Source organism: Mycobacterium gordonae (assembly GCF_001417955.2).
GTDB classification, from domain to species: Bacteria; Actinomycetota; Actinomycetes; order Mycobacteriales; family Mycobacteriaceae; genus Mycobacterium; species Mycobacterium gordonae_B.
Window position 1 is genome coordinate 1 of record NZ_LKTM01000039.1, and the last position, 11,623, is coordinate 11,623.

12 protein-coding genes are annotated in these 11,623 nt (G+C 65.6%); 2 read left to right on the forward strand and 10 right to left on the reverse strand.

Translation table 11 applies throughout. From position 1 onward, the window contains the following. Nucleotides 1-347 precede the first annotated feature (347 nt). The 10 genes from AO501_RS06565 to AO501_RS06605 are packed head-to-tail and all read right to left on the reverse strand — an operon-like array spanning nt 348 to nt 9,784. Complete coding sequence (locus AO501_RS06565; RefSeq protein ID WP_055576960.1) at nt 348-560, reverse strand: hypothetical protein; 213 nt, start codon at nt 558-560, stop codon at nt 348-350. 57 nt (nt 561-617) lie between these two features. Then, nucleotides 618-2,309 (reverse strand): FAD-dependent oxidoreductase, encoded by a 1,692-nt coding sequence (locus AO501_RS06570; protein WP_055576961.1) that lies wholly within the window; start codon nt 2,307-2,309, stop codon nt 618-620. Then, a complete protein-coding gene (locus tag AO501_RS34960; RefSeq protein ID WP_082658431.1) occupies nt 2,302-2,565 on the reverse strand; it encodes a UBP-type zinc finger domain-containing protein in 264 nt (87 codons plus the stop codon). The genes AO501_RS06570 and AO501_RS34960 overlap by 8 nt, the downstream gene beginning before the upstream one ends. Next, entirely contained in the window at nt 2,562-3,014 is a 453-nt protein-coding gene (trxA, locus tag AO501_RS06575; RefSeq protein ID WP_055576962.1) for a thioredoxin, read from the reverse strand. The genes AO501_RS34960 and trxA overlap by 4 nt, the downstream gene beginning before the upstream one ends. Before the next feature lie 13 nt (nt 3,015-3,027). Further along, on the reverse strand, nt 3,028-5,652 hold the full coding sequence (clpB, locus tag AO501_RS06580; protein WP_055576963.1) for an ATP-dependent chaperone ClpB: 2,625 nt from the start codon (nt 5,650-5,652) through the stop codon (nt 3,028-3,030). Further along, the gene (locus AO501_RS06585; protein WP_055576964.1) at nt 5,634-5,951 is read right to left on the reverse strand and encodes a chaperone modulator CbpM; all 318 of its coding nucleotides are present in this window, start codon (nt 5,949-5,951) and stop codon (nt 5,634-5,636) included. Before AO501_RS06585 ends, clpB begins: the two co-directional genes overlap by 19 nt. Further along, a complete protein-coding gene (locus AO501_RS06590; protein WP_055576965.1) occupies nt 5,948-6,862 on the reverse strand; it encodes a DnaJ C-terminal domain-containing protein in 915 nt (304 codons plus the stop codon). Before AO501_RS06590 ends, AO501_RS06585 begins: the two co-directional genes overlap by 4 nt. 6 nt (nt 6,863-6,868) lie before the next feature. Next, nucleotides 6,869-7,390: a nucleotide exchange factor GrpE gene (locus AO501_RS06595; protein WP_055576966.1), complete on the reverse strand. Its 522-nt coding sequence runs from the start codon at nt 7,388-7,390 to the stop codon at nt 6,869-6,871. A gap of 6 nt (nt 7,391-7,396) precedes the next feature. After that, complete coding sequence (gene dnaK / locus AO501_RS06600) at nt 7,397-9,277, reverse strand: molecular chaperone DnaK (RefSeq protein WP_055576967.1); 1,881 nt, start codon at nt 9,275-9,277, stop codon at nt 7,397-7,399. Between the two features lie 3 nt (nt 9,278-9,280). Further along, entirely contained in the window at nt 9,281-9,784 is a 504-nt protein-coding gene (locus AO501_RS06605; protein ID WP_055576968.1) for a general stress protein, read from the reverse strand. Nucleotides 9,785-10,225: 441 nt separating this feature from the next. Between AO501_RS06605 and AO501_RS36885 the strand changes: the two genes are divergently transcribed. Together AO501_RS36885 and AO501_RS06615 are read left to right on the forward strand one after the other, a co-directional pair. Beyond that, on the forward strand, nt 10,226-10,948 hold the full coding sequence (locus tag AO501_RS36885; RefSeq protein WP_156452355.1) for a hypothetical protein: 723 nt from the start codon (nt 10,226-10,228) through the stop codon (nt 10,946-10,948). A 125-nt stretch (nt 10,949-11,073) separates the two neighbouring features. Further along, nucleotides 11,074-11,376, forward strand: a complete 303-nt coding sequence (locus AO501_RS06615) for a hypothetical protein (protein ID WP_231752361.1) — start codon at nt 11,074-11,076, stop codon at nt 11,374-11,376. The last annotated feature ends 247 nt before the right edge of the window (nt 11,377-11,623 follow it).

The window sequence follows — 11,623 nt, forward strand, 5'->3', positions numbered from 1 at the left end:
GATCAACCCACCAGCCCAGGAGGCCGACACGACCGCCGCTTAACACCCGATGGACTCATCCGCCTTGACAAGTTCCGCCACACCGATTCGTCCTGTCAGTATGAGCGTCGAACCAGGCTGCGCTCGCCTGTCCGCGACCGCAGCAGCGTGTAGCCGGCCAGTCAACGGCAGGGAACCTATCGGACGGCATAGCCTTCCGCAACGGCGAGACGTGATCGTCGATGGTGGAAGAGGTGTGCCAGCCATCTGTATGCGTGTGCGCTACCGCGTTGCCGTGACTGGCTGGTGATGACACGCCCAGGCTTGGTCGGCCATTTGGGTTTGGTGGGCCTCGCCCTGGGTCGGGATCAATACTGCAACGGTTGGTCATCGTCGGAGAGGGGGACGCTGATGGCTTGGTCGATCAGGTCGGCGAGGTTGGCCTCTGCATCGCTGCGGTTGGCGATATCAGTGGGATCCAGCCCTGCCTCATCGACGGTGGGGTCGACGGGGATCTGCTGTTCTGCCACATCGGCTTCGGGCTTGTCCTCGGTGGGCGAGACATCCTCGGCGTTGGTCATGATTGCTCTCCCGTTCGTGTTCATGTCGGTGCGGCCAGCCGTGGTCCGCGCTGCCGACTACGTCCCGAAGTAATCGTGGATTTGGCGGATCGCCATCGATCCCTCGCCGACCGCGGAGGCCACCCGTTTGACCGAGCCGCTACGCACGTCGCCCGCCGCGAACACACCGGGTTGGCTGGTCTCCAGCATCATCGGCTGGCGCTGGGTGCTGCGCCGGGCACCGTCGGCCTCCGAATACAACGCGGCCGGGCCGGTCGGCACGAAGCCGCGGTCGTCGAGTTCGATGGCGCCGGCGAGCCATGCGGTATTGGGATCCGCGCCGATGAAGACGAACAGGGCGCGGGTCTGGATCGAGTGCCGCTCGCCTGTTCGTTTGTCCTCGGTCACCACCACGCTGAGTGCACCGTTTCCGTGCACCTCCCGGATCTCGGTGCACGACCGAACAGTCACGCGGGGGTGACGGTTGATCTGGTCGACGAGATACCGGGACATGGTCTTGTTCAGGTCGTTGCCGCGGATCACCACATACACCCGGGAAACCCGCGCGGCGAGGAAGATCGCCGCCTGGCCCGCGGAGTTACCACCCCCGACGATGACGACCGGCCCCGTGCCGCACACCAACGCCTCTTGAAAGGTGGCGGCGTAGTACACGCCGTTGCCCTCGAACGATTCGATTCCCGGGACGGCGAGCCTGCGATACCTGGCTCCCGTGGCCAGCACCACGGCCCTGGCCACCACCGACCCACCGTCCGCGAGCGTTACCCGGTGCTGGCCGCCGCCGGATTCCAGCCGGGTGATCTCCGCGGAGACGATGATCCGCGCTCCGAACTTGCCGGCCTGCAGAACTGCCCGTTCGGCAAGGTCGGCTCCAGAGATTCCGCCGGGGAATCCCAGATAGTTCTCGATCTTCGACGACGTCCCGGCCTGCCCGCCGGTCGCGATCCGCTCCATCGCCGCGGTGGTCAGGCCGTCCGACGCGGCATACACCGCAGCGCCCAGCCCCGCCGGACCGGCGCCCACCACGACGACGTCGGATTCGTCGGGCACCGTGTCGGGTACCGGCAGCCCAACCCGGCGGGCCAGCTCGGTGTTGGTCGGGTTGCGCAGCACCTCACCGCCCCAGATCACCACCGGGGTGTCCTGGGCCGATACTCCGAACCGCTGCAGCAGCCGTTCGGCATGCTGGTCACGTTCCAAGTCAAGCCAGCGGTGCGGCAATCGATTTCGCGCGGCGAACTCGCGCAACCGAGCGGTGTCCGGCGAATAGCAGGAGCCGATGATCCGGAATCCGGATCCCTCGTGAATGAGCAACGAGCGGCGCACCAAATACGCGCGCAGGATGAGGTCACTGAGCACCGGATCGTGCGCGACCAGGGCCCGCACCCGCTCGGTCGGGACCACGAGCACTTCGCCGGGTTCCACCACCTCGGCGGTGTAGAACGCGGCCTGGGCTTCGAGGTCGCCCAGCTCCCCGAGAAACCGCCCGGGGCCGTGCACCCGGATCACATGCCGATTGCCCGCATCGTCCAAAGTGCTGACGGCGATCTTGCCGGACAGAATGACGAAAAAATAGTCCGAGCGCTCACCCTCGCGGACCAGCATCTCCCCCGCGCCGACTGCTCGCCGCGCGCCGCCCGCCTCGAGCGCGGCAATCTGATCATCGGACAGTCGCGGGTACGCGCCGTATATGTCGGGGGATTCGGCCAACGGAATCGATGCGCGCTGGTCCGTGGCGGGGACCTCAGACATAGTTCTCATGGACGTAGCACCAACGCCACGTCGGCCCCGGCTCCATGGACTGCACGATCGGGTGCCCGATCGTGTGAGCATGCGCCCGGGCATGCCGCATCGGCGAAGAATCGCAGCAGCCAACGTGCCCGCACGTCAGGCACAACCGCAGGTGCACCCACGGTGTGCCGAGCCGCAAACATTCCTCACAGCCGTTCGTACGCGGGCGCACCTGGCGGATCGCCGCCACATGGGGATCGATATCCACGGATGTCATGACCGTGCCTCCTTCGCGCTGCCGGACGATAGCGCCTGATCCAGCCAATTGCGCAGCGCCGCAACGGGAGCGGCACCCGACTGCCGCGCCAGTACCTGCCCGTGGTCAAGGAGCAGCAGGGTCGGCACCGCCTGCACCGCGAACCGCTGCGAAATCGCCGGTGCCTTGTCCACGTCGACCTTCACAAGTTTGAGTTGTCCGGCCCGTTCGGTGGCGAGCTGCTCCAGCGCCGGGCTCACCATGCGGCACGGTCCGCACCACGTCGCCCACAGGTCGACAAGCACTGGAACCGAGGACTTTTCGGCAACGTCAGCGAAGTCCCCATCGCCGGCCGCGGCGATCCACGGCAGCCACTGGTGACAGTTGGCGCACCGGGGCTTCCCCGCGGCCGCCGCGGGTACCCGGTTGCGTTTTCCGCAGTGCGGGCATGTCAGGATGTTTGATTTCATGGCGCCTTCTCGGTCAGGCCGCCAGGGCCGGTTCCGAATAGCCCACGGCGAGTTCGCCATTCTCCACGGTGATGCGGATCTTGCCACCGCCCGTGATGTCGCCGCGTAGCAACGCCCGGCCGATCTTGGTTTCCACCTCGTGGGCGATGTAGCGGCGCAGCGGCCGGGCCCCATACACCGGATCGTAGCCGTGTTCGGCGATCATCCGGCGAGCGTCCGGGGTGATGTCGAGCTCGATTTGCCTTTCCGCCAATCGGTCCCGCAGCTCGGCCAGTTGCAACTCGACGATCCGTTCGAGCTGCGGCATCGACAGCGGGGTGAACAACACGATGTCGTCGACGCGGTTGAGGAACTCGGGCCGGAAGTGTCCGCGCAGCTCGGCCATCACCCGGTCGCGCGCGTCGGGCTTGATCTCGCCGTCCGCGGTGACGCCGTCGAGCAGGTGGTGCGATCCGATGTTGGAGGTCATGATGACCACGGTGTTGCGGAAGTCGACCTGACGTCCCTGTGCATCGGTGAGCCGGCCGTCGTCGAGCACCTGGAGAAGGGTGTTGAACACATCGGTGTGCGCCTTTTCGATCTCGTCGAGCAGCACCACCGAGTAGGGCTTGCGGCGCACCGCTTCGGTGAGCTGGCCGCCCTCCTCGTAGCCGACGTATCCCGGTGGCGCACCGACCAGCCGGCTCACCGTGTGCCGCTCCTGGTACTCGCTCATGTCGAGTCGGACCATGTTGTCCTCGCTGTCGAACAACGCGGCGGCCAGCGTCTTCGCGAGTTCGGTCTTTCCGACCCCGGTGGGTCCGAGGAAGATGAACGAGCCGATCGGGCGGCGCGGATCCCGGATTCCGGAGCGGGCCCGAATGACCGCATCGGCGACCAGCTGGACCGCCTCGTCCTGGCCGATCACCCGCTCGTGCAGTATTTCGTCGAGCCGCAGCAGCTTTTCCCGTTCGCCCTCCTGTAGCCGTGCGACCGGTATGCCGGTCCATGCGGCCACGATTTCGGCGATCTCGTCCTCGGTGACGACCTCGCGCAGCAGCGGCTTGTCGCCCTGCTTGGACGTCAGCTGTTCCTCGGCCGCTTGCAGTTTGCGTTCCAGTTCGGTGATCTGGCCGTACCGTAATTCGGCCGCCCGGTTGAGGTCGTACTTGCGTTCGGCTTCTTCGGCCTCGTGCCGCAGCTGCTCGAGTTGTCCGCGAAGTTCCTGGACCCGCCTGATCGCCTGCCGTTCGGCATCCCATTGCGCGTGCCGGGCGTCGGCCTCGGCTCGCAGGTCGGCCAATTCTTTGCGAAGTTCCTCCAGACGGGACTTGCTGGCCGCGTCGGTCTCCTTGGCCAGCGCCGCCTCCTCGATCTCGAGCCGGGTGACCCGACGGGTGATCTCGTCCAACTCCGCTGGCATGGAGTCGATTTCGGTGCGCAGTCGCGCACACGCCTCGTCCACCAGGTCGATCGCCTTGTCGGGCAGGAAGCGGTCGGTGATGTAGCGATGCGACAACGTGGCGGCCGCCACCAGGGCGGCATCCTGGATCTTCACGCCGTGGAACACCTCGAGGCGTTCGCGCAGCCCGCGCAGGATCGAGATGGTGTCCTCGACGTCCGGTTCGTCGACCAGCACGGTCTGGAACCGGCGCTCCAACGCGGCGTCCTTTTCAATGTGCTTACGGTATTCGTCGAGTGTGGTGGCACCGATCATGTGCAGCTCACCGCGGGCGAGCATGGGCTTGAGCATGTTGCCGGCGTCCAGGGAACCTTCTGCTGCCCCGGCGCCGACCACGGTGTGCAACTCGTCGACGAACAGGAGAATTCGGCCCTCTCCTGCCTTCACTTCTGATAGCACCGCCTGCAGCCGTTCCTCGAACTCGCCCCGATACTTCGCACCTGCCACCAGCGAGCCCATGTCGAGGGAGAAAATGGTCTTGTCCCGCAGGCCTTCCGGGACATCGCCGCGCACGATGCGCTGTGCCAGGCCCTCCACGATCGCGGTCTTGCCGACTCCGGGGTCGCCGATGAGCACCGGATTGTTCTTGGTCTTGCGGCTGAGGATCTGGATCACCCTGCGGATCTCGGCGTCTCGGCCGATCACCGGGTCCAGCTTGCCTGCGCGGCCTTCGGCGACCAGGTCGCGGCCGTACTTCTCCAGGGCCTCGTAGGCACCCTCCGGTGAGGCTGAGGTGACCCGCTGGTTGCCCCGGATCTTGGTCAGCGCGCCGAGGAACGATTCCCGGGTAACGCCGTGGGAGGCCAGAATCCGTCCGGCGGCACTCGCCGAGCCCTCGTCGGCGAGGGCGATCACGAGGTGCTCCACCGACACGTATTCGTCCTTGAGGCGCTTGGCTTCCCGCTCGGCGGCCTCCAGCAGGTTCGCCAGGCGCCTGGTGACGGAGACCTGGCCCGGCGCGGCGCCGGGGCCGCTCACCTTCGGGCGCCGGTTCAGCTCGCGTTCCAGGTCCGCGCGCACGGCCGCGGTGTCGGCGCCCGTCTGGTCCAGTAGCCGCGGGACGAGACCTTCGGGCTGGTCGATCAGCGCCATCAGCAGATGTTCGCCGTCGACCTCGGTGTGACCCATCCGGGTCGCGATGCTCTGCGCTTCGGCCAACGCCTCCTGCGACTTCTGCGTCAGCTTGTTGATGTCCACGGTGATGTCCTCCTTCGGCGAGAAGCGGATTCGAGTTCTTCGATGCGGTCCAGCAGGTCGAGCACCAGCCCTATCGCGGCGTAGTTCAGTCCCAGACCGGTCCTCAACCGCTGGATGCGGGCGACCGTAACCAACGCAGACGGTTCGAACCAGAGATTGCCGTGGGCATCCTGCTGGCAAGCGACGAGGCCGAGCGCCACCAGTCGGCGCACCATGTCGGGATGCAACCCGCAGCGTGTTGCGAAGACGTCGAGGTGCATTCCGGGCCGCCGCGCCAGGACATAGCGTGGTGCGGTCATCGTCCCCTCCTGGGGTCGAAGGTGGACTCCGCCGCCAGTTGCTCGAACAGTTCACGTTCCCGCGCAGTGGGTTTCGGTGGCACCATCACCTTGATTTCTGCGTAGAGGTCGCCGGCGGCACCGCGCGGGTTGGGCATGCCTTCGCCGCGCAGCCGCAGCCGGCGACCGGTCGACGATCCCGGTGGCACTTTGACTTTGGCTTCGCCGCCGGGAGTTCGGATAGCGACGGTGGTCCCCAGCGCCGCCTCCCACGGCGACACCAGCAGATCCACCGAGATGTCTCGGCCGTTGAGACGAAATCGAGAATCCGGCTTGATGCGTACCCGCAGGTACAGATCTCCGGCGGGACCGTCGCCGCTGCCTCGGCCGCCCTCGCCCGCCAGTCGGATCCGTTGTCCGTCCGTGACGCCGGCGGGGATGTTCACCTCGTATTCACGGGCATCGAGTGAGATCTTCCGTTTGCCCCCCCGGTAGGCCTCCTCGACGGTCAGCTCCAGCGTTGCTTCCTGGTCCGCGCCCGGAATCGGCCCGAATCCTCCGCTACCGCTGAAGATATCGCCGAAGAGATCGTCGATGTTGATGCCTCCGGCGCCACCGAAGCCTCCGCCGTAGCGCACTCGGCCTCCGCCGGCCCGTCCGCCGCGGAAGCCACCCGCACCTGCGCCCACCTGGTCTTCCCAGTCTTCGGGGACCTTGCGGAAGTCTTCGCCGAATCGGTCGTAGCGCTTACGGGTATCGGGGTCCGATAGGACGTGATAGGCCTCGTTGATGTCCTTGAATCGGTCTTCGGCCGTTGGATCCTTGTTGACGTCCGGGTGGTACTTGCGGGCCAGTGTGCGGAATGCCTGCTGGATCTGATCGGCGGTCGCGTCCCGCGACACCCCGAGCACTTCGTAGTAGTCGCGGGCCACCCGACATCACTCCTTGCGTTGGCTGACCACCACGGCCGCCGGCCGCAATTGCCTCGATCCTTCGCCGTAGCCCGGTCGAACTACTTCGACTACCGTCCCGGGCGCGCTGTCCGGGTGGTCCACCACACCGACCACCTCGTGACGCTCCGGGTCAAAGGGCACCCCTGCCTCCGCATCGCGCGGATAGCCGAGCCGCTCGAGAACCTGCAACGCTTGTTCGAGAATGCTGCGCACACCCTCGACGACCGCGTCGGACTGGTCACCGGCATGACTGAGCGCCCGCTCCAGGTTGTCCACGATGGGCAGCCACGCGCCGGCCACCCTGGATCGTTCCGTTGTTCGTTCGCGGTCCAGTTCGCGGGCATACCGCTTGCGCACATTGTCCAGATCAGCGACAGCCCGCCGCCAACGGTCCTCGAGCTTGGCTCGCTCGTCTGAATCAGGTTGAGGGGGAACATGTTCTGGGGAGCTCTTGTCCGACCGGTCACCGTCCTCATCGGTGCGGGAATGCTCTGCGGGGCTGACCATTGCGGCTCAGCCCCGGTCGAACTCGGCGTCGACCACGTCGTCATCGCCAACCGGCGCGCCTTGGTCGTCCCCTGTCGGTCGCCCGTTGCCGCCACCGGGCGTGGGCTGCAGCCCGTAAAGCACCTGCTGCAGTTCGGACGTCAGGGACTGCACCCGGTCCATCGGTGCGTCTTCCTTAACGGCCTGGCGCGCGTCGGCGACCAACATCTCGGCGCGGGCACGGTCGTGTGGCGCCGCGGAGTCGCCTAGCTCGGCAAGACGGCGCTCGACCTGGTAGGCCGCGGAGTCGAGCGCGTTACGCGCATCAACCTGCTTACGCAGCTCTTCGTCCTCGCGGCGGTGCGCCTCGGCCTCGGCGAGCATCCGCTCGACTTCGCTCTGGTCGAGGTTGGACTGCTCGCTGATGGTGATGCTCTGCTCGGCGGCGGTGTCCTTGTCGCGTGCGGTGACATGCAGGATGCCGTTGGCGTCGATGTCGAAGGTGACCTCGATCTGCGGCTCACCGCGCGGGGCCGGGCGGATGTTCTCCAGCTTGAATCGTCCGAGTACGCGATTGTCTTTCGCCATCTCGCGTTCGCCCTGCAGCACAACGATATCCACAGCCGGCTGGTTGTCTGCCGCCGTCGTGAACACCTCGCTGCGTCGGGCCGGGATGGTGGTGTTGCGTTCGATGATCTTGGTCATCACGCCGCCGGCGGTTTCCACACCCAGCGACAACGGGGTGACATCCAGTAGCAGAACGTCGGAGACCTCGCCCTTGAGCACGCCCGCCTGGATGGCGGCGCCCATCGCGACCACCTCGTCCGGGTTGACGGTCATGTTCGGGTCCTTGCCGCCCGTGAGCCGGCGTACCAAAGCCTGCACTGCGGGAATGCGAGTCGACCCACCGACCAGAATGACCTCGTCGATGTCGTTGGCCGTGACCTTGGCGTCGGCCATCGCCTGCTTGACCGGACCCATCGTGCGCTCGACCAGGTCGTGTGTGAGTTCCTCGAACTTCGACCGGTTGATGGTCATGGTGAGGTGTTTGGGGCCGTTGGCGTCGGCGGTGACGAACGGAAGGTTGACCTGCGTCTGTGTCACCGACGACAATTCCACCTTCGCCTTCTCGGCCGCCTCGAACAGCCGCTGCAGCGCCTGCGGATCTTTCCGCAGATCGATGTTGTTCTCGCGCTGGAACTCGTCGGCCAGATAGTCGACGAGCCGGCGGTCGAAGTCGTCGCCACCCAGGTGCGAATCACCGGCTGTGGAGCGGACCTCGACCACCCCATCCCCGACGTCGAGAAGGCTGACATCGAACGTGCCGCCGCCGAGGTCGAAGACCAGCACGGTTTCGTGGCCCTTTTTGTCCAGCCCGTAGGCCAATGCCGCGGCTGTGGGCTCGTTGATGATGCGCAGCACGTCCAGCCCGGCGATCCGGCCGGCATCCTTGGTGGCGTTGCGCTGGGCGTCGTTGAAGTACGCCGGAACGGTGATCACCGCTTCCTTCACCCGTTCGCCGAGGAATTTGCTTGCGTCGTCGACGAGTTTGCGCAGCACCTGCGCGCTGATCTCTTCGGGCGAGTACTTCTTGCCGCGCACGTCGAACCGGGCCGAGCCGCCCTCGCCCTCGACGACGTCGAAGCTGACCGCCTTGGCTTCCTCCGATATCTCGTCGAAGCGGCGGCCGATGAATCGCTTGGCCGAATAGATGGTGCCCTTCGGGTTCATGATCGACTGGCGTCTTGCCAGCTGTCCGACCAGTCGCTCACCGCTCTCCGTGAACGCCACCACTGACGGCGTGGTGCGCGCACCTTCGGCGTTGGGGATCACGACAGGTTCCCCACCCTGCCAGGCGGCGATGACCGAGTTGGTTGTCCCCAGGTCGATGCCTACCGCTGTGGCCATGGTCTATTCCTCTCGGTTGTTGCTGGTGAGCAGTTGGAGTGCACGGTCGGCCACGTCGACGTCGGCGACGACGTCGTAGTACTTGGGCCGCAGTCCGCTGACGGAGAGGAAGTCGCGGCTGCCGCGTTGCAGGGCGTGGATCAGCAGGCCGACCAGGGCACCGACAATGGCGCCGAGAACCAATCCGTAGGCGGCCAGTACCACGGCCGAGACCAAGGGCTCGACCCAGTTGAACAGCCCGAAGATCCAGCCGATCAGTGCGCCGAACAGGGCGGCCGAGCCGGCACCGCGCAGCGCGGCCCCGCCGTAGCTCGCTCGGCCCAGGACTTGCTCGACATATTGCAGTTCCCGGCCCACGATGGCCACCCGGTTTACCTCGAAACGCTGATCGGACAGGTAGTCGACCGCGCGTTCGGCGTCGGGGTAATTGTCGAAGGTGGCGATCACCTGGCGGGCGGGCTCATTGGGCCGCACCGCCGACGTTGCAACCGTCGAATGCTCAGCCATCACTCCCCCTTGCCTGTAGGCCATACGCATTAAAGCCAGCCTTTATCCTAAGTTACGAAGGTCGTTACACGGAAGCCCCGACAACAGCGGAAAGCAGCGCACGCGCCGTAACGCGCGTCGTATTTCGCTCCCAACAATCGAGCCTGGCAACCCGTAGCGGCTGTCGCGTGCGCCCGGTGAGCCGAAAATCTGGACTCTGATTCGTCCTGTCAGCACCACACTGGAGTAGGGTCTGATTAGCGGACGCCGGGTGGGCATTTTCAGACCCGGAAAGGCGGTTCGGAACCCCAACTTCGGGTCTGTCGTTCGTAGTGACGCCTCAGCGGACACTCCAGGTGCCTTGAGAGGAGGCAGCCGAGCCTGGCCACTCCTAACATGAACGATGAATCGCACAGCGCGGCAAAGGGCACCCGCCAGGCCGAACAGGCTTCGTCAAGGGGTTTGGCCGCGCTGTCGCGTGTCACTTTCAGTGACTCCGACGTCGGCGAGATCTTCCGCGTCGCGACCGCCGCCGTTGGCAGTCTCGGGCCCTACAAAGTCGAGGCCAGTTACCGGTCGGTTGACGGCGAGTTCGTTCGCTTTCCACCATCCCAGCCGGCACACCCCGACATCGCACGGCACCGCGAGTCCGGCTGGGACGGGCTGGTCGACGTAAAAGACGGCCGGTGGGGGTGGGCGTTCCCGCTGAGCCACCGACGCGCCATCAACGGGTGTCTGGTGGTCAGCGCCGATACTGCACCGTCGAAAGATCAGATCCAGCTGTTGACCATCCTGGCCCAGCAGACCGGCGCCGCCCTGGCACATGCCGCACTGCATGACCGCGACTCCAGTAGCGCGGCGAAGCTGGAAAGGGCGAACGCCGATCTGGAGGTAGCGAATCGCGAACTTGTCACAACGGTGTCGCGGCTGCAGCAGCAGACGAACATGCACGAAGCATTGAGCACAGCGGTGGCCGCGGGTATGGGCGAGCAGGGTATTGCGGATGCGCTGTATGACCTGACGGGGCATTCGGTGGGTATCGAGGATCGGTTCGGCAACCTGCACGTACATGCATCTCCCAGTGAATACGCGATCCGACATCATCGGCGCGCGCATCGAGCAAGGCAAGACTGCTCGCTGAAACCCCCACCGGAAAATCGTAAGGGCACCTCAATAGGTTGCTGAGCAACAATTTTCGCCGCGCACCCGCTACCGCGCTACGGAAGACGGTGGGTCGTGTGGTGACGCGCTCTGGCGTGCTGACCAAGAGATTGACCACGGTGTCGCAAACGCGCCCTAGCATCAGCGCCATGCTTGGTTTCTGGGTTACCGCGTCGGCCGGATCGCTTCTCTTCGCGACGTTGACTGTTGAGACATACGTGAAGCGCCGATGGCCATCCCGCAGCACCCTGGGGCTGGGCGCGGTCGTTGGGCTCAGCGCCACCCTGTTCGCGTTCGTTGGTATCGGCGCCCTCGTCGAAGGCGCCCTTCACAGTGCGGCGTGGCTGCGCGACGACGAGATGGCGCTATGGGTCGGAATCCTGTGCCTCTGGTCCATCTTCGCGTTTGGCGCCCTCCGAGCAATCCCCTGGGTGGTCGCGCAGCGTGAGTGACGATGACAACGCACTTCTAGCTAGCGTGCTGGCCTGAACACTGAAATGTCCAGCAGCACAGCAGAAATGCGATTCAGGTTAACCATCCGCTCGAACAGTGAACACCTCATCGGCGACGCCTGCTAGGGCGGCGCGCGCATCGTCGAGATAGGTGAACATCGTCGCCCGACCCCTGCGTGCCAGGGTGAGTTGAGTCCAGTGGTTCATAGCAAACCGGCCTGATGCAGGGCGAGATACGGATCAACAC

Excerpts from the sequence above, each read along its gene's own strand:
- AO501_RS06585 (WP_055576964.1), bottom strand. The coding sequence starts at position 5,951 with ATGACCGCACCACGCTATGTCCTGGCGCGGCGGCCCGGAATGCACCTC.
- AO501_RS06615 (WP_231752361.1), top strand. The coding sequence starts at position 11,074 with ATGCTTGGTTTCTGGGTTACCGCGTCGGCCGGATCGCTTCTCTTCGCG.
- AO501_RS06565 (WP_055576960.1), bottom strand. The coding sequence starts at position 560 with ATGACCAACGCCGAGGATGTCTCGCCCACCGAGGACAAGCCCGAAGCC.
- trxA (WP_055576962.1), bottom strand. The coding sequence starts at position 3,014 with ATGAAATCAAACATCCTGACATGCCCGCACTGCGGAAAACGCAACCGG.
- AO501_RS34960 (WP_082658431.1), bottom strand. The coding sequence starts at position 2,565 with ATGACATCCGTGGATATCGATCCCCATGTGGCGGCGATCCGCCAGGTG.
- AO501_RS06595 (WP_055576966.1), bottom strand. The coding sequence starts at position 7,390 with ATGGTCAGCCCCGCAGAGCATTCCCGCACCGATGAGGACGGTGACCGG.
- dnaK (WP_055576967.1), bottom strand. The coding sequence starts at position 9,277 with ATGGCCACAGCGGTAGGCATCGACCTGGGGACAACCAACTCGGTCATC.
- AO501_RS06605 (WP_055576968.1), bottom strand. The coding sequence starts at position 9,784 with ATGGCTGAGCATTCGACGGTTGCAACGTCGGCGGTGCGGCCCAATGAG.
- AO501_RS06570 (WP_055576961.1), bottom strand. The coding sequence starts at position 2,309 with ATGTCTGAGGTCCCCGCCACGGACCAGCGCGCATCGATTCCGTTGGCC.